The sequence below is a fragment of the Limnobacter litoralis genome (assembly GCF_030160455.1).
Taxonomy (GTDB): domain Bacteria; phylum Pseudomonadota; class Gammaproteobacteria; order Burkholderiales; family Burkholderiaceae_B; genus Limnobacter; species Limnobacter litoralis.
On record NZ_BSOJ01000012.1, the window covers coordinates 179390 to 199441 of the forward strand.

General features: G+C 56.0%; 18 protein-coding genes. 8 read left to right on the plus strand and 10 right to left on the minus strand.

Annotation, left to right across the window (positions count from 1 at the left end):
* The first annotated feature begins 26 nt into the window (after positions 1 to 26).
* Entirely contained in the window at positions 27 to 998 is a 972-nt protein-coding gene (locus QQJ87_RS06630; RefSeq protein ID WP_284280698.1) for a CysB family HTH-type transcriptional regulator, read from the plus strand.
* Here QQJ87_RS06630 and QQJ87_RS06635 read toward each other — a convergent pair.
* The 4 genes from QQJ87_RS06635 to QQJ87_RS06650 all read right to left on the minus strand — a co-directional run bounded on the left by QQJ87_RS06635 (position 986) and on the right by QQJ87_RS06650 (position 4550).
* Positions 986 to 1873 (minus strand): NAD(P)-dependent oxidoreductase, encoded by an 888-nt coding sequence (locus tag QQJ87_RS06635; RefSeq protein WP_284280699.1) that lies wholly within the window; start codon positions 1871 to 1873, stop codon positions 986 to 988. The genes QQJ87_RS06630 and QQJ87_RS06635 overlap by 13 nt on opposite strands.
* Before the next feature lie 45 nt (positions 1874 to 1918).
* Positions 1919 to 2215, minus strand: coding sequence for a hypothetical protein (locus QQJ87_RS06640; protein ID WP_284280700.1), 297 nt, complete (start codon positions 2213 to 2215; stop codon positions 1919 to 1921).
* Positions 2216 to 2334: 119 nt separating this feature from the next.
* Positions 2335 to 3204 (minus strand): alpha/beta hydrolase, encoded by an 870-nt coding sequence (locus tag QQJ87_RS06645; protein WP_284280701.1) that lies wholly within the window; start codon positions 3202 to 3204, stop codon positions 2335 to 2337.
* Between the two features lie 167 nt (positions 3205 to 3371).
* Positions 3372 to 4550, minus strand: a complete 1179-nt coding sequence (locus QQJ87_RS06650; protein ID WP_284280703.1) for a multidrug effflux MFS transporter — start codon at positions 4548 to 4550, stop codon at positions 3372 to 3374.
* A 79-nt stretch (positions 4551 to 4629) separates the two neighbouring features.
* On the opposite strand from QQJ87_RS06650, the gene QQJ87_RS06655 reads away from it, so the two are divergent.
* Positions 4630 to 4974 carry a protein tyrosine phosphatase family protein gene (locus tag QQJ87_RS06655; protein ID WP_284280704.1) on the plus strand — a complete coding sequence of 115 codons (345 nt, stop codon included), beginning with the start codon at positions 4630 to 4632 and terminating at the stop codon, positions 4972 to 4974.
* Between the two features lie 4 nt (positions 4975 to 4978).
* Here the strand turns inward: QQJ87_RS06655 and QQJ87_RS06660 are convergent, their stop codons facing one another.
* Positions 4979 to 5494 carry an SRPBCC family protein gene (locus QQJ87_RS06660; RefSeq protein ID WP_284280705.1) on the minus strand — a complete coding sequence of 172 codons (516 nt, stop codon included), beginning with the start codon at positions 5492 to 5494 and terminating at the stop codon, positions 4979 to 4981.
* A gap of 268 nt (positions 5495 to 5762) precedes the next feature.
* On the opposite strand from QQJ87_RS06660, the gene murI reads away from it, so the two are divergent.
* The gene (gene murI, locus QQJ87_RS06665; RefSeq protein ID WP_284280706.1) at positions 5763 to 6602 is read left to right on the plus strand and encodes a glutamate racemase; all 840 of its coding nucleotides are present in this window, start codon (positions 5763 to 5765) and stop codon (positions 6600 to 6602) included.
* Here murI and QQJ87_RS06670 read toward each other — a convergent pair.
* Genes QQJ87_RS06670 through QQJ87_RS06690 form a run of 5 tightly spaced genes read right to left on the minus strand, consistent with a single transcriptional unit; the run spans position 6574 to position 15009 of the window.
* Complete coding sequence (locus tag QQJ87_RS06670; protein WP_284280708.1) at positions 6574 to 9561, minus strand: proline dehydrogenase family protein; 2988 nt, start codon at positions 9559 to 9561, stop codon at positions 6574 to 6576. The two genes, murI and QQJ87_RS06670, sit on opposite strands and share 29 nt — an antisense overlap.
* A 2-nt stretch (positions 9562 to 9563) precedes the next feature.
* On the minus strand, positions 9564 to 10331 hold the full coding sequence (rsmA, locus tag QQJ87_RS06675) for a 16S rRNA (adenine(1518)-N(6)/adenine(1519)-N(6))-dimethyltransferase RsmA (protein WP_284280710.1): 768 nt from the start codon (positions 10329 to 10331) through the stop codon (positions 9564 to 9566).
* Positions 10328 to 11326, minus strand: a complete 999-nt coding sequence (gene pdxA / locus QQJ87_RS06680) for a 4-hydroxythreonine-4-phosphate dehydrogenase PdxA (RefSeq protein WP_284280711.1) — start codon at positions 11324 to 11326, stop codon at positions 10328 to 10330. Before pdxA ends, rsmA begins: the two co-directional genes overlap by 4 nt.
* 2 nt (positions 11327 to 11328) lie before the next feature.
* The gene (locus QQJ87_RS06685) at positions 11329 to 12699 is read right to left on the minus strand and encodes a peptidylprolyl isomerase (RefSeq protein ID WP_284280712.1); all 1371 of its coding nucleotides are present in this window, start codon (positions 12697 to 12699) and stop codon (positions 11329 to 11331) included.
* Between the two features lie 9 nt (positions 12700 to 12708).
* A complete protein-coding gene (locus tag QQJ87_RS06690) occupies positions 12709 to 15009 on the minus strand; it encodes an LPS-assembly protein LptD (RefSeq protein WP_284280713.1) in 2301 nt (766 codons plus the stop codon).
* Positions 15010 to 15108: 99 nt separating this feature from the next.
* Between QQJ87_RS06690 and QQJ87_RS06695 the strand changes: the two genes are divergently transcribed.
* The 5 genes from QQJ87_RS06695 to QQJ87_RS06715 are packed head-to-tail and all read left to right on the plus strand — an operon-like array spanning position 15109 to position 20052.
* Positions 15109 to 16137 carry an aminoglycoside phosphotransferase family protein gene (locus QQJ87_RS06695; protein WP_284280714.1) on the plus strand — a complete coding sequence of 343 codons (1029 nt, stop codon included), beginning with the start codon at positions 15109 to 15111 and terminating at the stop codon, positions 16135 to 16137.
* Between the two features lie 2 nt (positions 16138 to 16139).
* Positions 16140 to 16853: an N-acetylmuramate alpha-1-phosphate uridylyltransferase MurU gene (murU, locus tag QQJ87_RS06700; protein WP_284280715.1), complete on the plus strand. Its 714-nt coding sequence runs from the start codon at positions 16140 to 16142 to the stop codon at positions 16851 to 16853.
* A gap of 1 nt (position 16854) precedes the next feature.
* Complete coding sequence (locus tag QQJ87_RS06705; protein ID WP_284280716.1) at positions 16855 to 18225, plus strand: aminopeptidase P N-terminal domain-containing protein; 1371 nt, start codon at positions 16855 to 16857, stop codon at positions 18223 to 18225.
* 1 nt (position 18226) lies between these two features.
* The gene (locus QQJ87_RS06710) at positions 18227 to 19420 is read left to right on the plus strand and encodes an FAD-dependent monooxygenase (protein ID WP_284280718.1); all 1194 of its coding nucleotides are present in this window, start codon (positions 18227 to 18229) and stop codon (positions 19418 to 19420) included.
* Positions 19417 to 20052, plus strand: a complete 636-nt coding sequence (locus QQJ87_RS06715; protein ID WP_284280720.1) for a CoA pyrophosphatase — start codon at positions 19417 to 19419, stop codon at positions 20050 to 20052. Before QQJ87_RS06710 ends, QQJ87_RS06715 begins: the two co-directional genes overlap by 4 nt.

A 20052-nucleotide genomic window follows, 5' to 3' on the forward strand; every position in this document is an offset into this window, starting at 1 on the left:
TCGCTGAGGTAATAAGCAGGTCTTTCATGAATCTCCATCAACTTCGTTTCATTCGCGAGGCCGTGCGGCACAACTTCAGCTTGACCGAGGCAGCCAAGGCCTTGTTCACTTCTCAGCCCGGCGTGTCCAAAGCCATCATCGAGCTGGAGGAAGAGCTGGGCTTTCAGGTGTTCAAGCGGCATGGCAAGCGCATCAAGGGTTTGACCCCACCGGGGGAGCTGGTCTACCAGGCCTGTGAAAGGGTGTTGGCCGAGATGGAAAATATCCGGCGCGTGGGCGAGGAATTTGCCTCTCGGGACAGCGGTCGCCTGACGGTGGCTGTCACTCACACCCAGGCTCGCTATGTGTTGCCACAGGCAGTGGCGGTGTTTCGAAAGCGGTTTCCAAAAGTGAAGCTTGTTCTGTTGCAGGGCACACCTGAACAACTGGCGGACTGGGTTCGCAAGGATCAGGCGGATCTGGCCGTCGCCACAGAGGCCTTGGCCAATGAGCCCGACTTGATTACTTTCCCCTGCTATGACTGGGGTCATGTTGCCATTGCCTCGCGCAAAGGCAGCGAATTGACGCCTTTCCTGTCTGGATCCGGCACGAACTCACCGGGGCGCAAAATTGCATTGACTGATCTTGCAGACATGAACTTGATCACCTACGAAAAGCACTTCGCCGGACGCAAGAAAATCGACGCCGCATTTGAGCGCGCGGGTTTGACTGTGGATGTGGTGCTGGAGGCCATTGACGCCGATGTGATCAAGACCTATGTGGGTCTTGGCTTGGGCGTTGGCATTATTGCTGAAGTGGCTTTTGATGCGGACAAGGATTCTGAGTTGGTCGCTGTCCCGGTTGACCATTTGTTCGGTCGAAACACCTCTCGAATCGCGCTGCGGCAGGGGGTTTTCATGCGCACGCTGATGTACGAGTTCATCGAAATTTTTGCCCCCATGCTGACCCCGAAAATGATTGACCGGGTTTTGGGTGGTGGCGCTGCCTACGACATCTGAGATTGTACGATTTTGAAAATTTCAGAGGTGTCGCGGTGGGCTCCGCCCTGTGTCATCAGCGCATCAAGCAATTCCGCCGTGTGGGTCAGCAGGGGCAGGTTCAGGCCTTGCAATTGTGCCGCCTCGCTGATCATGTGCAAATCTTTGTGATGAAGCCTTGCTTCAATGTCGTGCTTGCCTGAAAAGCCACTGGCGATGTGAGGCCCGGCCCAATCCAGCACCTTGCTGCCCGCCAGTCCCGCTTGCAACAGTTTTAAAACCTTGGCCGGGTCGGCACCTTGCTTCTGGGCGTAGGCAAACGCCTCAGCGATGCCCGCCAGTTGAATGCACATGGCCATCTGGTTGGCCGCTTTGATGGCTTGCCCAGCGCCACTTGGGCCCACATGTTCCACAGTGGTGCCCAAGGCCTGAAGCAAAGGTTGGATGTGCTCAAACGCGCTGAATTCGCCGCCGACCATGATGCTCAGGGTGCCCGCCTGCGCGCCTTTGGAGCCCCCAGACACCGGGCAATCCAGCAGATGAATTGCCCGCTCTTCCAGCAATTTTCTGGACATGGCCTTGGTTGCGTCGGCATCGATGGTGCTGAAATCGGCGATGAGGGTGCCAGCCCTGGCGTGTAAAGCAAGCCCACTGCGCGCATCAAACAGCAATGAATGCACGTCAGCGGTGGCGGTGACATTGGTAAAAATGAGGGTGCAGTTTTGGGCCAGATCGGCTGGGCTGTCGTGCCGGACCAGCGGCAGGTCAGCCAGTGGAACGTAGCGATCGGGGTTTCGGGACCAGGTGTGCACAATGTGGCCAGCGGCGCACAGCCTGCGCACCATGGCACCGCCCATATTGCCCAATCCGATAAAGCCAATTGTTTGAGGTGCCATCGCGATGCGTGTTTCGTTCGTTAAAACACGCATTTTACCGCTTGTTCAGAAGAAGGGACGTTTGCTGACCGCCTGTGCCACTTCACTGGAGGGGCTAAACAGGATCTCACCCGTGTCCAGTTGAACAATCAGCGGGTGGCTGATGGACAGCCAGCGGCCAAAGTCCGAGATGTTGTAGCCAATGATTTTACCGGCAGCGCCGTTGACCAGCACGTTGGAGCCGATGCCGAAAAGGGCTGTGATGCGACGCATGAAACGCATCTTGGCATTGATGTGTGTCCCGGGCTGCGGTGGGCGCTGTGGGCGGCGGCTCAGATTGGTGTAGGCAATTTCGATTGACATGGTCGGCCTCCTGACTGTTACCGATATTCAAGTTATACGGCATGCCATCAGGAGGTGTTCTACCGAACATGGGGGTATTAACCCGTTTGTTTATCCCTTCCCTGAGGGGGGATTTTTCGTCAATGCGAAGGCAGGAGGAGCTGATTCTGGATCAGCATGAAGAGCTCGCTGTTGGGGTCAGCAATGGCATCCACGATATTAAGGTGGTTGGCATTGACTTGCAGGGGCGGGCTCAGGCTCCAGTGCGAGGCGAGGTAAGCGCTCTGTTCTTTGAAGGCGTCTGTTTCTTCGGTGCCAAAGGCCAGATGAACCGGGATGGTGGGTTTCGGCATCAGGGCAGGGCTGACCATGCGCGTGCGTTTCTGGTTCAGTTTCAGGTCTTTCTGGATGAAAGGCGTATGAACCAACGGGCTTAAATCGTATATGCCGGAAATGGCGACCACCGACTTGATGACGTCTTGGGGCAGGTCTTGCGCCCACAGCGGCCAAAAGGCCAGCGCGCTCATGACGGCCAGGTGCCCGCCTGCAGAATGACCACAGGCAATCATTTGGTTGTTGTCGTAACCAAAGCGATCAGCCTGACGGTACAGCCATTCAATGCCACGCAAGGTTTGACGCACGCTGTCTTCGATGGTGACGCGTGGAATCAGACCGTAATTCAGCAGCGCGACTGAGTAGCCCCGCAACACATAGGGTTTGGCCAGAAAGGTGAAGTCGTATTTGTCCAGCGAGCGCCAGTAACCGCCGTGGATAAAAATCAGCAGGGGCTTGCCCGGTTTGCCGGGAATGACGTCGACGGTCTCAGCTTCTGACTCGCCAAAGTACAGGTTCCAGTACCCGTCCAGATCGAAGCGCGCATAGCGGGACTGTTCAGCCCATTGCGCGAAAATTTTTGGATGATCGGTCAGGTATGAACGGACGTTGTACTGGCTCTCAAGCCATTCGATGTCAGGTTGATTCTCGCCAACTTGGGCTTTTGTTTCGGCCATAAGGCTTTGTATAAAAGATGAAATGGAGTTGGAAGACAATTCAAAATCGTGACACAACATACCCGAATCAATGGAAAAAGTCCAATTTTTAGGGCGAATCCTGAGTGTTTGCAGCCTTTGATTCCGCTTTTGTGCTTAAAATTGAAAGTTTGATTGCGCGGTTCGCACTATTTTGGTGTTTGAATCAGCCGCGTGGCCACAAATGCACAGGCTGCGCAGCCAGCCACGATGCCGGTCATCGGGTGAGCGCTTCCATCGGCCAGCCATGACACACTGGCACTGGACAATGCGCCCAGTCCAAATTGCGAGAAGCCAAGCAGGGCAGAGGCCGCACCGGCGTTGGCCGGAAACGATTCCATGAGCCTGGCAGCGCAGTTTGGTCCGATCAATCCCACTGAACCCACGCAACACATCAGCCCAATCACCAGTGTGGGCAGGCTGAGGGCTTGTACCACCCCCAACCAGCCAGCCAATAGCACCAGGCATGCGCCCAGCATGGCGAGTTGCCCACCGCGCTGAATCAGAAAGCGGGTGCCTGTGCGCGTCACCAGCCGGCTGGTGGCAAATCCCAAAGTGCTCAAAGAAAGGATGTTCAAACCGAACAGCAGGCCATAGGCTTTTTGTGACAGGCCATACAGTGACATGTACACAAACGGTGTGCCCGTGATGTAGGCAAACATGGCCGCGTACAGCAGTCCGCCACTGGCAATCAAAGGCCAGCTTTGCGGCTTGCACAATACAATTCGGTAACCCTGAAAGGCAGTTTTCAGGCTGTGTTGATGGCTGAGGCCGCGGTGTGTTTCGGGCAGCATGTTGTAGGCTGCAACCAAAGCGGTCAGCCCGAATGCGGTAAGCACCACGAATTCAAAACGCCAGGAACCGAGTTCCAGCACGAATGCGCCTGCCAGTGGTGCGCACAATGGAACAAGCGCCGTTGTGATGGCCAACAGCGCAATGACTCGGGCTGCCTCCGTTTCACCCAGGAGGTCGCGCACCACCGCTCTTGAGATGACGGCGGTCGCTCCCCCTCCAAAGGCCTGAATCACACGAAAGACCAACAACTGATCCAGCGTTTGGGACACGGTGCAAGCGGCACTTGCAAACACAAAAGTGGCCAAACCCGCGAAAATGACGCGGCGTCTGCCGAACCGGTCAGACAGTGGGCCGTAGAACAACATGCCTATGGCAAAGCCAAGCAGAAACACGGTGACGGTGAGCTGGATGTCGGCAAATGGACGATGCAATGACTTTGCGATGTCGCCGAAGCTTGGCAAATACAGATCGATGGCCAGTGGTGCAACGGCAGTCAGGCTGGCCAACAGAAAAAATGTACGACGTTGAATCAAGAAAATTCAGCTGAGGTGAGGCAATACAGGATTGTACATTGATGTAGCATTGGGCATCGAAATGAAAAAGGAGAAAGAGATGAGCCTCAAGAAATTGGCCGAAGACATCGCGGTGTGTGGTCAGTTGTTGCCTGCGGATTTGCCGGCCATAGCGGCTGAGGGCTACAAGACCCTCATCAACAACAGACCCGACAATGAGGGTGCAGATCAACCCGCGCGTGCCGATCTGGAAGCAAAGGCTCGGGAGCTTGGGATGACCATTCACTACCTGCCGATGGCCACGGGCACGCCGCCTTCAGTTGAGCTGCTGCAAGCGTTCAATGCCATTTTTGAATCAGCCGAGAAGCCTGTGTTGGCCTTTTGCCGAACCGGAAACCGTTCCGGGCAAATTTACAGTGGCGCCATGGCCCTTAAAGGCCATTAAAGGGTCAGTGGGTCAGCCCGGACTGTCCGTCTTCTGGAACGGACAAGGCCAGCTCCCGAATCATCTTGACCGTGTCAATGTCTGCAGCCCGGTAGGCCTGGCGTCTGGCCTCGTCCATCTGGGCTTGCATCAGTTCACTTTCGGGGTTTTCGTGTTCGGGTGAGCCAACTTCGTACCTGAATCGCAACCACAGTTGCTGGGGTTCTGGCTCTTCAATGCGAATGGTCATGCAACTGTCGCCACAAAATTCGTTGGCCGCAATGTTGTTTTCGGTGTGGCTGCCCTCGTGCAGTGCAATGGTGTCGTGAATCACAAACGATCCATAGTTCAATGACCGAGACAGCACTGTGGTTTCGCCATTCTGCTGGCGGTTGTGGATGGTGCAATTGACCAGCCCCAGGATGAATTTTTCGGGTTTGTAAGCCCGTGCCACAAGGCCGAACCAGACCTGCGCCCGCGAGAGGAAGCGCACATCAGCCAGCTGCGGGTCATTGATTTGGACAAGATGCTCAAACTGCATGCGAGTGTTCCTTAATGGGTTTGACCGATCAGGCGCAGCCGACTGAAAAAGACATTCCTCCCCGTGAGGCGCGATATTCCAGCAATGGGGGAATGACGAGCGTTTGAAATACGCTGGAATTTGACATGTTTTGGCGACTCCTGTGGCTTTTTTGGTCAGGGTGAAACAGTTTTAGGCTATCTTTAAGAGCAAACAAAGCCACGACCTGATTCCATTCTATGACATTGTCAGCTCGGATTACGCAGTTATTTAATGATCCCGGTGTTTCATGAACAACCCTTTATCAACGCGTAATGCGCCCATTGGCGTCTTCGATTCTGGCGTGGGTGGATTGTCCGTCCTGATTGAACTTGTGCAGCTGATGCCGCAAGAGCGGTTTGTCTTTCTGGCTGACGAGGCCTACTTGCCCTATGGCGACAAGCCTCAGCACGAAATTGCCGAGAGAGTGCAGCAGGTCGGGCATTTTTTTCATGAAATGCCTTGCAAAGCACTGATTATTGCCTGCAACACGGCCACTGCTGCTGGTGCCAATGGGTTGCGCAATACCTATCCCGACTGGCCAATTGTCGGTATTGAGCCTGCGGTGAAGCCTGCGGCGCTGATGACACGCAGCGGTCGCGTTGGCATTTTGGCCACGGTGAATACTGTGGCAAGCGAGCGATTTAGAAACCTGGTGCAACGCTTTGATGATGTGGCCACCGTGATTGCACGGCCTTGCCCCGGATTGGTGGAATTGATTGAACACAGTCCATTGGACACCTCGGCGATCAAGACACTGCTGGACCCACACATCAAGGCATTGCTGGCACAGAAGGTGGATGTCATCGTATTGGGCTGTACGCATTACCCGTTTGTCAGCCACATTGTTGCTGACTTGGCGGGGCCTGGTGTGCAAATTCTGGAAACCGGTCAGGCTGTTGCGCGGCATGCCATGGACAAGCTGCTTGCCGCCGATCTGTTGCGCACTTCACAAGCGGTGGGTGCGGCGGGGGTTCAGTTTTTAACCAGTGGTTCGTCGTCCAGCGGTTTGGCTGAGAAAATTCGCGGGTTAGCCGGCCAGCACTGGCCCACCCCGGCCGTTAACCGCGTGGCTTTGCGCCCGTCATGAGTTCGACCACGCCACCTACGGCTGCAGTGTTGTGGGTGACGCACCGTTCGACCATGGCGCTGAACAGAATATGGTGGCCGCCCGCTTTGGGCCCTGTACCCGAGAAACCCTGACCACCAAATGGCTGACTGCCGACCACCGCCCCGGTCATTGAACGATTGATGTACACATTGCCCACGGGCAGGTTTGCCACGCGCTGCGCGCGTGACGGCAGCCTGGAGTGTAGCCCGAACGTTAAGCCCCAGCCAGACTGTTCAATGGTCGAGCACACGGTCTCAAACTGGTCTCGCCCGTAGCTTACCCATTGCAGCAACGGCCCAAACCATTCAGTCTGCAGCTCGCCGGGAAGGGCGATTTCAATTAAGCGGGGTTTGAACTCGAACGTCTGGTCAGCCTGAAGGGTCTCCTCTTCAAGACCGAAATGACGACAGGCTGTTTGCATGCGCCTCCATGCTGACTCATCGATCAGCGGGCCAATGTCGATGTCTTTTGACACGGGCTTACCCACGCGGAGCAAGGCCATGGCGCCGGTCACCATGGTCTTGAGTCGCTCGCTGATGTCTTCCTGAACGTACACCACCCGCAGGGCACTGCAGCGTTGACCGGCACTGCCGAAGGCGCTTTGAACAATGGCGTCACAGACCTGTTCAAGCAGGGCGGTGCTGTCCACAATCATGCAATTGACCCCGCCCGTTTCAGCCACAAACGGAATGATGGGGCCGGGCTTTGTGGCCAGGTTCAAAGCGATTGTTCGGGCAGTGGCGGTGGAGCCTGTAAAAAACACGGCATCCACCGGCAGGGTTTTCACCGCCGCATCAGCGCTGGCGGCCTCTGGGCCCAAATTCTGAATCAGCGGGTCGGGCAACCCAGCCTTTTGGGCGAGCTTCAGCAGCAAAGCTGTCAGCTTCTGCGTTTGGGGTGCGGCCTTGGCCAGTACCCCGTTTCCGCCCACCAGGCAGGCCACAATCTGGCCCAGAAAGATGGCCATCGGGAAATTCCAGGGACTGATGCACAGGCAGATTCCCCTTGGATGCCAAACCAGTTGGTTGTCTTCGCCCGCGGGCCCTGGCAATCGCGTGGGCGTTTGCAAGGCCCGAAGACCCTCTGCGCAATAGTGGTGAATGAAGTCGATGCCTTCTCGCCATTCGGCCACTGCGTCGGCCCAGGTTTTACCCGCCTCGGTGACCAGCAGTGCGATTAAATCTTCTTTGTTTTTGATGATCAATTCGGCCCAACGCTGCAACAGGGCCACTCGGTCTTTCACAGGTGTGGCTGCCCAGCTTTGTTGGGCCTTTTTGCATTGTTCCATGCCCTGCATCAGCTTGGCCTGATCAGGCCTGGTCGATTCAACCTCGAACTGTTCAGGTTTGAAGTGAAGCAGCCTGTGTTCGAGCCAAGCCTGGGTTTCACGTTCGTTGAGGTTGAGTCCGGGTGAATTCTTCCGGCCTTCAAACAGGGTCTCGGGCGTACGAATGTCAGGATTTGGCAGAAAAAGTGTGTTTTCGCAAATCCGCGCCGGACTCTCGACCAAGGTATCAATGGTCACATTCGGGTTGTTGACCGCATTCACAAATGAGCTGTTTGCGCCATTTTCTAGCAGACGGCGAATCAGATAAGCCAATGCGGTGTCGTACTGGCCGATCGGCGCATAAACCCGACACGCAGGCAATTCTGAGTGGTTGGTCTTCAAGGCACGCCAAAGTGATTCACCCATGCCGTGCAAACGCTGAAATTCGAAGCCGGGGTCTTCCTCTTTCATCAGGGTTTCTCGAGCCATGTGCAAAATGGCAGCCACGGTGTGGGCGTTGTGGGTGGCAAACATCGGATACACGGTGGGCCGGGCATTCAGCAACATTCTGGCGCAGGCCAGGTAGTTCAGGTCGGTACCCGCTTTGTTGGTGAACACGGGGAATGCACTGTACCCATGCCGTTGTGCAAACGCAATTTCATGGTCCCAGTAGGCGCCTTTGACCAAGCGAATTTGCAGGCCGGGGTGGTGTTCAGCCGCCCAGCCAATCAAAGCCTCAATGACCGCAAGACTTCGCCGGTTGTAGGCCTGAACGGCGAGGCCCAAACCCGGTGGCAGGTCGCCGATCTGGTTGGCCACGCCTTCCAACACCTCCAAAGTCATCAGCAGTCTGGCGTTCTCTTCCGCATCCAGCGTGAGTGGGACACCCTTGCGAAGGCAAACCTGTGCGAGTTCAACGACTTTGTCGATGAGCATTGGCAGTTCAGCCTCACGCTGGTGTTCTTCGAATCGGGGGCTCAAGGCGGACAGCTTGATTGAGAGGCCATGAGGGGCCTGCAAGGCTTTTGCAGCCTCCAGATAGTTTGAAAAGTAGGTGTCGGCGTCCTGCCGTGTTCTTGCGCCTTCACCGAGAATGTCAAATGAACACAGCCAGTGTTGCTTTTCAGCTTTGCTTTGCGCCTGTTGCAGGTCTTGTGCCAGTAGAAACTGCTCGCCTGTGGATTCAATCGCGGAGGCAACAGCGCGTTGAATCAGCGGATCGGAATGGCGCTCCAGCCAACTTGCATGGCCGGAGGCATTGTGATGCTCGACCAGACTGAGTTGTTTGAAAACGGGTTTGAGCCATCGCGCAAGGGCACCCGAGGTCTCGTTGTCTTGGTGACAAATGCCCAAATATTCGGCAATCAACAGCCCGCGGTGATGGCTGTCTGGCGTGCGCAGGTAACTCTCCGCCAGTTGCATCAGGGCTCGCCCTGCACGGGTGGTCAGGGGAAATTGCTGGAGAAGGCCCTCGACGCTGCCAATCGGTGGCTTGCTTGCGCGCATGGCTGTGACCAGTTTCGCTGCACTGTCGCCAATCGTCTGTTGCGCTTGCTTGCTCAATCCGAGTGTCTCGCTGGATCGCCGCAGGCAAACACCTTCATCCGGTGTTTCATTGCTCAAGACAGTGGATATTCGGCTGGCCCCTGGCCCTGTCCCAAGCAGTCGCATGTTTATTGCTCCATCAATTGGGCCAGGCGAATGTATTGTTCACAAGCCACAGCCTCAGCGCGATCGGTCAGGGCAATGCCCGCCTGTTCGGCCAATTCTGGTTGAACCAGGCCCGCCCATGTGTTTCTGAGCATTTTACGCCGTTGAGAGAAGGCGGCTGTCACAATTTGTTGAAATGTGCTGGCAGGTATTTGTTGCCGGACTGTCTTGGGTTTGGGGGTCATCCGGACGATGGCGGACATCACCCTGGGGGGAGGATCAAAACTTTCAGGCGGCACGTCGAACAGGTGTTCAATGTCGTACCAGGCCTGCAACATCACTGACAGACGACCATAATCGCTGCTGGATGGTTCGGCGACCATTCGGTCGATCACCTCTTTTTGCAGCATGAAATGCTGGTCTTCAATTCGGTCGGCCACTTCCAGCAGGGCGAACAAAATCGGTGATGAGATGTTGTAGGGCAAGTTGCCAACCACGCGCAGTGGGGTCGGCAGCTTGTTGAAATCAAATTTCAGAACGTCCACTTCATGCACGGTGAGCTTGTCTCGCCAGCGGCCTGTTCTCAGCTTTTCGGCCAGATCACGGTCAATCTCGATGACTTCCAGGTGATCCATGTGTTTGAGCAAATGCTGCGTCATGGCGCCCAACCCCGGGCCGATTTCCACCATGTGTTGGCCGTTTTTGGGGCGAATTTCACCCATCAAGTGCGTCAAAACCGACTCGTCAGTCAAAAAGTGCTGGCCAAATCGTTTGCGAGCCTGGTGTTTCATGATCTGCTGTGTTTGTCCATTTGATGTGCGCATTCGATCGCGCTCACCAGGCTGCCCGTATTGGCTTTGCCGGTGCCGGCCAGATCAAGCGCTGTGCCGTGGTCAACCGAGGTTCGAAGGATGGGCAATCCGAGTGAAATATTGACCCCTTCGCCAAAGCTGGCGTACTTGAGCACAGGCAAACCCTGGTCATGATACATGGCCAGCACAGCGTCTGCGTTCTTGAGGAATCTGGGTTGGAAAAGCGTGTCGGCGGGATAGGGGCCTGACACCAGATGGCCTTCGGCCTGAAGGCGTGCAAGAACAGGTGTGATGATCCGTATTTCTTCATCTCCCATGGTGCCAGACTCGCCTGCGTGTGGATTCAGGCCGGTTACCAATACATGCGGAGCGCTTCTTCCCCAGTATTTACGCAAGGCGTCAAGCAGAATCCGCAAGGTTCGCTCAAGATCAACCTGATTCAGGACCTTGGGCACGTCTGACAGTGGTACATGCGTTGTGGCCAAAGCGACTTTAAGACCGCCTCCGGCCAGCATCATGACGACTTCCCCAGGTTGCCCGCAGCGTTCCGCGAGATATTCCGTGTGACCCTGGAAATGAGGCACCAGCGGCGAGATAACTGATTTTTGAATGGGCGCAGTGACAATGCCGGCCGCCACCCCCGTCAGACATTCGTCGCAAGCCAGATCGAGCAGGTCGAGCACGTAGCGGGCATTTTTTGTGTCTGGTTTTCCGACGCGGCTTGGGTATTGCAAGGCAATGTCAATCAGGTAATTGCCTGCACTGTTGGCTTGCGATGCGTCTTGAATGACTTTCCAGCCGGGGCTGGCGCCGGTAAGCTGCGCGCGCTCCTCGAGCAGGCGTTGATCACCCAGAAATACCAAGGGGCGGTTGAGTGTATTGGCCAGAGACCCGGCGGCAATGGTTGCGCAGATTTCAGGGCCGACCCCTGCCGGTTCTCCAGAAGTGATAAGCAGGGGTTTCAGTGCAGTCATGTTTACTTCAAGCGAATGTCGATGAAGGTTTGATCCCGCAACTGCTGCAGCCAGTCTTGATAGGCTTCAGTGGACTTACCGGCCCGAATTGCGGCCTTGGCGGCCTGTCGTTGCCGCTCTTCAGAGGCTGCCTGCTGACGTCGCTCAACCACTTGCAGGATGTGGTAGCCAAAACGGCTCTGAAACACCGGGCTGATTTCTCCGGGTTTGAGTTTGTCCATCTCGCGCTCGAATTCGGGGACTGTGTCGCCAGGGTATAGCCAGCCCAGGTCTCCGCCATTTGCGGCAGAGCCATCTTGAGAATACCGCTTGGCCATGGTTTGAAAGTCGGCAGCGCCACTTTTCAGTTGTTCAAGCACAAAATTCAATCGGCGTTTGGCCTCGGCGTCTGACACATCCGGGCCGACCCTGATCAGGATGTGCCGGACATGGGTCTGGGTGATTGGGGTTGAATCCAGGTTTACGCCACCCTGTCTGCGACCAACGACTTTCAAGACATGGTAGCCATTCGGGCTACGAATGATGGTGGTGCTGTCGATGGGTTTGTCGGACAGAAATGCCGAGAAAAGAGTCGGAATGTTGTCAAAGGTTTGCCAGCCCATGTTGCCGGTCCCGTCAATCTTGACGTTGGGGTTGGCCTGAAAAATATCAGCTGCGCTTTGACCGCCTTGAAGCGCCTTTTCGATGGCCTCGGCTTTGGCCTTGTCGGCTTCGTCGATTTTCTTGTCGGCGTTGGCTGGCACTTTCACCAGAATCTGAATCCAGTTGACCTCAGGTGGATTGCTGCCACCCTTGCCAGAAGCGTTGCTGAGGTAAGCGTCCACCTCGGCGTCACTCACCTTGATTTTGGAATCGACTTCCTTCTCTTTGAGTCGGCCGATAATCAGCTCATTGCGCACTTCGTCCCGAAACCCATCGGCAGACAGACCCTGGCGCTTCAAGGCATCCAGAAACTCATCGAGGCTTTTGTTGTTGCGGTTGGCCACTTGCTCCATGGCGGCTTCAACCTGACTGTCTTCGACCTGGATGCCCTCCTGTTTGGCCATTTGCAGTTGAGCCCGGTCCATGATCATTCGGTTGAGAATCTGCATCTGCAAGGTGTGACGGTCCGGCATTTGAGCGCCAGTGGCCATCATTTGCCGTTCGATCAGCGCCACTTTGCGATTGAGCTCGCTGGTGGTGATGAGGTCGTCATTCACAACCGCAGCGATGGCGTCAATCGTGCTGACCTCTTGAGTGGACGACTGTCCCAGCTCGGTTGCCATTTTGCCGAGAGGCGCAGCATTGGGCTCTATCTTCAGGCCTTTGGCGAGCGCCCCCTGCGACAAACCGATCGCGCAGAGAAGGAGGAGGACATGTCGAATGTTTTTCATAACGAAATTCTACTGAGGATTAAAATTGCCTGAGAAAGGCGTGTAGCCCGGCACTGTTCGGGAAAGCAAGTCTAACGGGTTTGAGCCCAGGCGGCCAAGCCCCGTCAATTCAAGCTGCAGGAAAATCGAGGTGGTTTGCAGGGAAGGGGCTGTGGCAAAACGTTGCAGAACCACGCGCGCGGCCCAGCACCCAGGGCTGTATTCCAGACCCGCAACACCCTCGATCAATCGGCTTTCAAGGACGGAGTAGTTTACTCGGCCAACCGCCGACCATCGATTGGAGACCGGCCATTGGCCGGACACGTCAAACTGGTTGATTTGGCCACGGGTGTACCGGTAACCGGCATTCAGCTGTTTGCCGATCGAAGGCCCATAACTGACATTGATGTTGCCGCGTTGTTGCTGACCGGTGGACGGACTGATCTGGCTGGTTGCATCCAGTGTGATGTCGCGCGTGATTTTCCCTCTGCCAGTGATGAAAAAATCGGACTTGTTGTTGAGCGGGCTCTCCACCGTTGGCAGGATGACCTGCGGCGATTTCAAATACAGCCTTTGCCCAATTGCGGCACTGAACAACTCTTCGCCGGTGTTAACCCGGTTGAACCGGCTGGTGACGGCCAGCGTGACCTGGTTGGCGTCACCAACCCGGTCGTAACCGGAATACCGGTTCTCAGAAAAAATGCGCGAGAAGGTCTGGTCGCTGACCGACGTGTCAAACAGGGGCTGCGCCGATTGGTCTTTGTAAGGCGTGTACAGGTAATACAGGCGTGGTTCAAGCGTCTGATTGACGTCCTGGCCAAAAAAGGTGGTTTTGCGGTCAAAGTACACCGTGCTGTCCAGTGAAGCCGTGGGAATGATGCTGGAAGGGTGCGAGTCAAACCCCGGTGCCTGGTTGGTCAGGTTGTAGGAAGTGGCTTGAACCGACAGCTTGGGTGTGAATGAAAACGCAGACCGGTTGATGGGCATGAACACACTGGCCCGGCTGACTGCCCGGGAGCCTGCAACCCGCGTGGTGTTGGAACCCGGGTTTGCAAAATCGGTGAATTGCCCGACCGCACTGACGAAAGTGTCGCCATAACGGGTTGGGCTCATGGCCACATTCAATTCAGGCAGGCGATCGTAAGGCGCTACGATGATGTCGTTTTGCAGCTGCAGGGTTTGTTGGCGGACCACGCGCACATTGCTGCGCCAGGGGCCGGCGTCATAACCCAGAAAACCTTCGCGCAGCAACACGCGTTGCGAGGCCACGGCTTGTGAACGTGAAAAGTCAACGAAGTAGTTGTCATCAGACACTTTGTTGACATTCAAACCCGCTGAATAATCGCCTTTGCGATAAGTGTCCTGAAGTGACAATGCGTAGCGGTTGGTACTGGTTTTGTTGTCGTTGGGCAGAAAATCGTATTTCAGTTCACTCAGGTTGTTCTGCGTCATGTAGCGGGTCTGCGTACCCAGCTGAAATCCACGGCCTGTGATGATCTTCGGATAAAGCGTCATGTCTTTGTCCGGCGCGATGTTCCAGTAGTAGGGCAGGGTCAGTTCAGCGCCGCTGTTGGACACTGTGCCGAACGAGGGCGCCAGAAAACCGCTTTTACGCCGGTCTGTGGTCGGGAACGACAGATAGGGCGCTTTCAGGATCGGGGTGTCTTTGAACACCACGGTTGCGCCCGTGGCCCTTCCCACTTCATCGCCTTGGTCGAGCTCAAGCCGGTCAGCCTTGATGTACCAGTCGCCTTTGTCGGCCTGTGAAGGCGAGGGCACCTTGCACACGGTGTAATCCGGATTTTCAAGGGTCAGCGTATCAATGCCGTCAAACAGGGCTTTGCTGGCCTTGCCGGAACCGTGAATTTTTTCCAGCTCAAAGGTGGGCTGATTCAGCTCGGTTTCTTTGGAACCCAGTTTGACCGACGCCGAGGGCGCTTTCAGGACGATGCCAGGCTGTTGCACAACCACATTGCCTTTGGCTTTCGCCTCGTCGGTGATGGGTGAGTACGTGACGGAATCGCTGTTGATCTGCACGTCTTTGCGCTTGATTTGAACGTTGCCTTCCAGGAAGGTTTCCTGATCGCCGTTGCCGTACAGCTTGTCTGCATTGATGTAAGTGGCGTCGTCTTCGGGTATCTGCTTTGGACTTATACGGGCTTTGCCGTCCATCTTCAGCTTCACCGGGCCGTCTTCATCTTTGCCCGGTGAATTGGGGTCGGCCTGCTGTGCAAAAGCGCACTGAGTAAACAACAAGGCCGCCAAGGCCACTGCGACAGTGCTTTTGCGGGGCTGATTGGCATTGGCCAGTGAAGGGGGGCTTTTCTTCAAGCGCGACATTCGATCAATTAAGGGTTCGGGCCAGCCAAGGCCAGCAGGCAGGTACTATTATAGGCATCTGAATCCACTTTATCCGGAATGCACTGTTTCATGTGTGAATTGCGTCAACAAAAAATGCAGGAGTGGCTGGCCACTCTAACAAGCTACAGTTTTGATTTGTCTACGGTTTCAGCAGCTTCCAGTGATGCAAGCTTTCGCCGTTACTTTCGTGTGGCCGAAACGGGCACCGGCAAAACGCATGTCGTGATGGACGCGCCCCCTGACAAAGAAGACGTCAAGCCTTTCTTGCATGTGGCCCATGCCTTGAAAGTGGCCGGACTCAACGCGCCCGACATTCTGGCCGCCAACCTGCAAGATGGTTTTTTGCTGTTGACCGACTTTGGCAACACCACGTTTTTGCAGGCCTTGGGGCAGGGGGCATCATCCGAGTCCATGTATCGAAGGGCCATTTCCGATCTGGTTCACATGCAGACGCGCACCTCTGTGGCCGGTTTGCCTTTGTATGCGGCCGAGAAATTGCTCTCCGAGATGGCACTTTTTGAGCAATGGTTTATTCAGGTCCATCACAGCGCAGAATTAACCACCCAGGAGAAAAACTGGCTGGCCGGCATTCAAAATTTGCTGGTGCAAAGTGCATTGGCTGAATCGCAGGTTTTTGTACACCGTGATTACCACAGTCGCAACTTGATGCTGTTGCCGGGCACTGAGCAAACCCCCGAGCTGGGTATCATCGATTTTCAGGATGCAGTGGCTGGTCCACTGAGTTATGACCTGGTCAGCCTTTTGCGAGACGCCTACATTCAATGGCCTGAAGAGCAAACCCTGGACTGGACAATCCGCTACTGGGAAGAGGCCAGAAAGGCTGGCTTGAAGGTTCCCGCTGACATTGGCGAGTTTTACCGCCAGTTTGACTTTATGGGCTTGCAACGACACCTCAAAGTGCTCGGTATCTTCGCGAGGCTGAACCACAGGGACGGCAAAGCCCAGTATTTGAATGATCTACCCCTGGTGCTTGAGTACGTGCGCAAAGTGGCTGCGCGTTACATCGCATTCAAACCGCTGTTGCTCATTCTGGATCGCCTTGAGGACAAGGCGGTGCAAGTGGCCTACTCGTTCTGATCATGAAGGCCATGATTCTTGCAGCAGGTCGCGGTGAGCGCATGCGACCCTTGACTGATCAATGCCCCAAACCCCTGTTGAAAGCAGGGGGCAAGCCTCTGTTGCAATGGCACATCGAGGCTTTGGTGCGTGCGGGTTTCACAGACATCGTCGTGAATTGCGCTCACCTGGCTGATCAAGTTGCGGCTTTTTTAGGCGACGGCAGTCAACTGGGTGCACGCATTACCTGTTCACGCGAGACGGTCGCACTGGAGACTGCAGGCGGAATACGCAAAGCCCTCGAATGGTTGAAGCCCGATCCCTTTTTTGTGGTCAATGGCGATGTTTTCACAGATCTTGATTACAGATGCGCGGCGTCCGTGATTCAGAGCTTGCCCAGCGCCGGGCTGGCGCATTTGTGGCTGGTTGACAATCCGCAGCATCATCCGGGGGGCGACTTTGCCTTGTCCAGCGATGGAAGGGTTGCGGTGCCGGATGATGACCGCTTCAGGGCGCAGCCTGTTTACACCTTTTCTGGTCTGGGCGTTTATCGCCCGGCCTTGTTTGAAGGGTTAGAATTGAACAGACCTGAAAAGCTTGCGCCCCTGTTGCGTGCGGCCATGGGAAAGGGCGCTGTCACAGGCGCCCATCACCCGGGTTTGTGGATGGACATCGGCACGCCTGAGCGTTTGCAGGCATTGAACGAATACTTGAATGGCAAGAAGGAAGCAGTTTGACATGAGCAACTACCCCACCCAAAAACCGGCTTTGTATGCAGATCGAAGGGCCAAGCTGGCTCAAAAGGTGGCCGCACTCGGCGGCGGTGTGGTCTTGCTGCAATCCGGCGTCGAGGTGATGCGCAACCGCGACAGCGATTACCCGTTTCGCTCTGACAGCTATTTTTATTATCTCACGGGCTTTCCGGAACCTGAGGCCTGTCTGGCGTTGGCAGTCGATGGGGTCACAGGCCAATCCAGGTCTATCCTGTTTTGTCGCGACAAAAACGAAGAGCGCGAAATCTGGGATGGCTTTCGCTTTGGCCCCAAGGCGGCCGCAAAGCGTTTCGGTTTTGACCAGGCCAGTTCAATTGATGAACTGGAAGAGGGGCTGAACGCCTTGTTGGCCAATCAGCCGGCGGTCTTCTTGCGTCTGGGTGAGGACGACAGCCTTGAGGGCGCGGTTGCTGAGGTGCTGAAGTCTGTGCGTGCTCAGGCCCGGTCTGGTGTGACTGCACCCTCTGCCGTGGTCGATGTCAGTCATTTGCTGGATGAAATGCGCCTTTTCAAAGACGCTGCCGAGCTGGGTATCATGCGCAAAGCGGCACACATATCGGCCCAGGCCCACCGTGCGGCGATGCAAGCGACCAAACCAGGTCGCTTTGAGTACGAAGTCGAAGCCGAGTTGCTCTATCACTTTCGGCGCCATGGTTCCGAATTCCCGGCCTATGGATCAATTGTGGCAGGTGGGGCAAATGCCTGTGTTTTGCACTACCGGGCCAACAATGCAAAATTAAAAGCAGGGGACTTGTTGCTGATTGATGCCGGCTGCGAGCTGGACAATTACGCGTCTGACATCACCCGAACATTTCCGGTCAGCGGCCAGTTCAGCAAAGCCCAGCAATCCGTCTATGAAGTGGTTCTGGCTGCGCAGGCTGCCGCCATCGACGCCACCAAGCCTGGGGCGCGTTTCAACGACCCGCACAATGCTGCCGTTGAGGTGCTGACTCAGGGGCTGATCGACCTGGGTGTCATCAATGCCAGCCTTCAGGACGCAATCGCAGAGGCCTTGTACAAGCCCTTCTACATGCATCGCACCAGCCACTGGCTGGGCATGGATGTGCATGACTGTGGCAGTTACAGGGACCCGTCAGCCAAGCCAGAAGACGGTGTTGAACCACACACTTCACGCAAATTGGAACCCGGCATGGTACTGACCATTGAACCCGGCCTGTACATTCGCCCATCGAAAGACGTGCCCGAGGCTTTTCACAACATTGGCATTCGAATTGAAGACGACGCGTTGGTGACTTCGGACGGCTGTGAAATTTACACCGTGGACGCGCCAAAAACAGTGGATGAAATTCACGCTGTCATGGCAGGTCGGGGCTGACATGGCCAGCCCGACCCATTTTGATGTCGCCATTGTGGGCGCCGGCCCGGTTGGGCTGGCAGTGGCGGGGTGGCTGGCCAATGTCTGGGGCCCGGATCGCGCTTCCCGTATTGCCGTGTTTGACGCCAAAGGCCTGGAAGAGGTCCAAAAGGATCCACGTATTCTCGCTTTGTCCGATGCAACCCGTCTGCGCCTGTCCAGCCTTGGGTTTCCCGTTCAGGCTGTGCCCATTCACCACATCCATGTGTCTGAGAAGAACAGTTTTGGACAGGTGCGCATGAGTGCCAGTGAGCTCGGTCTACGCGCTTTGGGTTGGACTGTGCGTTACGGGGACCTCGTTCATTGTCTCAGTGAGTCCCTTGAGCGACGTGGGGTGTCGGTTTTCAGGCCCTGCGAGGTGCGATATGCCCACCGAAGCGCCGAGGAGTCCATCGAGATTCTCGAATTGGCCGATGGCACTGAATACAGCTGCTGCTTGCGTATCGACGCCGAAGGCGGCTTGTATGGCGAGGCAGGTGAGCGCGATGCCGTGGTGGATTACAACCAGATGGCCTTGGTGTCAGAAGTGGAAGTCACTGTGGACAGCGCACTTCTGAACGGTCAGGACACGGTTGCATTCGAGCGGTTCACGCCAGAAGGGCCGCTTGCCTTGTTACCGATTTCACCAGATCAGCGTCGCTACTCGCTGGTGTGGTGTGCGCCCAGCGAGCTGACTCGTCAGAGGCTGGCCATGTCGGACGCCGATTTTGCCGCGCTGTTGCGTTCCAAATTCGGGCGACGTGTCCGTTTGGACCAATTGGGGCGCAAAGGGGCCTTTCCCCTGGGTATGAATTGGCGGGAAAAGCTCGTTCAAGGCAGACGGGTGGCCATTGGCAATGCGGCACAGATCCTTCACCCTGTGGCTGGGCAGGGCTTGAATTTGGGCTTGCGGGACGCTGCACAATTGGTGCGTGCCATGGATCCCGATCTGGTTCAGGACGAAATCCGACTGATGGTGACCCTTGAAGAATTCGAGTCTGCACGTAAAACAGACCGACAGGCTGTGATCCGGGCCACCGACTGGATGGTCAAGGGCTTTTCCAATCAAAACCCGCTGTTGGGTGCAGGGCGGCAGGCCGCACTCAATGTCATGGAATTTACACCTGTGCTGCGCAAGCAGTTCGCCGAATTGATGTTGTTTGGGTTGGCCGCATGAGCATGGACTGGTTTGACCACATTTCGTCTGGCTGGTTGCGTGAACTCTTTGCCCGAATCAACGAGGTTCAGTGGCAGCCGGAGCCCCTTGAAGAACGTTTTTTCACCGACCGCGACCCTGCCGATGCGGCGGTTCTTGTGCCCTTGGTTGAACGTCCCGATGGTCTGCAGGTGATGTTGACTTTGCGCACGGCTCACTTGAACGACCATGCCGGGCAGATCAGTTTTCCGGGCGGGCGCAGCGAACCTTCGGACAGGGATGCCATCGCCACGGCGCTTCGGGAAGCCCAGGAAGAGACCGGGCTACACCCCCGCCATGTGGACGTGCTCGGCCACATGCCTGTGTATCAGACAGCCACCAATTTCATGGTGACGCCGGTTGTTGCATTGGTGCAACCCGATTTTCATCTGGAGCCCGATGAGTTTGAGGTCGCAGAGGTCTTTGAGGTACCTTTTTCCTTCCTGATGAACCCCGCCAATCATCAGCAAAAGACCTTGCAAACACCCAAAGGACCCAGACGGTTTTACGCCATGCCTTACGAAGACCCCTACAGCGGCAAAAACTACTTCATTTGGGGAGCCACGGCTGCCATGCTTCGCAACCTCCATCACTTCCTCGGCGCAGGGGTGTGA

Coding starts and splice junctions, on each gene's coding strand:
- QQJ87_RS06630 (WP_284280698.1), top strand. CDS start 27: ATGAATCTCCATCAACTTCGTTTCATTCGCGAGGCCGTGCGGCACAAC.
- QQJ87_RS06635 (WP_284280699.1), bottom strand. CDS start 1,873: ATGGCACCTCAAACAATTGGCTTTATCGGATTGGGCAATATGGGCGGT.
- QQJ87_RS06640 (WP_284280700.1), bottom strand. CDS start 2,215: ATGTCAATCGAAATTGCCTACACCAATCTGAGCCGCCGCCCACAGCGC.
- QQJ87_RS06645 (WP_284280701.1), bottom strand. CDS start 3,204: ATGGCCGAAACAAAAGCCCAAGTTGGCGAGAATCAACCTGACATCGAA.
- QQJ87_RS06655 (WP_284280704.1), top strand. CDS start 4,630: ATGAGCCTCAAGAAATTGGCCGAAGACATCGCGGTGTGTGGTCAGTTG.
- QQJ87_RS06660 (WP_284280705.1), bottom strand. CDS start 5,494: ATGCAGTTTGAGCATCTTGTCCAAATCAATGACCCGCAGCTGGCTGAT.
- murI (WP_284280706.1), top strand. CDS start 5,763: ATGAACAACCCTTTATCAACGCGTAATGCGCCCATTGGCGTCTTCGAT.
- QQJ87_RS06670 (WP_284280708.1), bottom strand. CDS start 9,561: ATGCGACTGCTTGGGACAGGGCCAGGGGCCAGCCGAATATCCACTGTC.
- rsmA (WP_284280710.1), bottom strand. CDS start 10,331: ATGAAACACCAGGCTCGCAAACGATTTGGCCAGCACTTTTTGACTGAC.
- pdxA (WP_284280711.1), bottom strand. CDS start 11,326: ATGACTGCACTGAAACCCCTGCTTATCACTTCTGGAGAACCGGCAGGG.
- QQJ87_RS06685 (WP_284280712.1), bottom strand. CDS start 12,699: ATGAAAAACATTCGACATGTCCTCCTCCTTCTCTGCGCGATCGGTTTG.
- QQJ87_RS06695 (WP_284280714.1), top strand. CDS start 15,109: ATGTGTGAATTGCGTCAACAAAAAATGCAGGAGTGGCTGGCCACTCTA.
- murU (WP_284280715.1), top strand. CDS start 16,140: ATGAAGGCCATGATTCTTGCAGCAGGTCGCGGTGAGCGCATGCGACCC.
- QQJ87_RS06705 (WP_284280716.1), top strand. CDS start 16,855: ATGAGCAACTACCCCACCCAAAAACCGGCTTTGTATGCAGATCGAAGG.
- QQJ87_RS06710 (WP_284280718.1), top strand. CDS start 18,227: ATGGCCAGCCCGACCCATTTTGATGTCGCCATTGTGGGCGCCGGCCCG.
- QQJ87_RS06715 (WP_284280720.1), top strand. CDS start 19,417: ATGAGCATGGACTGGTTTGACCACATTTCGTCTGGCTGGTTGCGTGAA.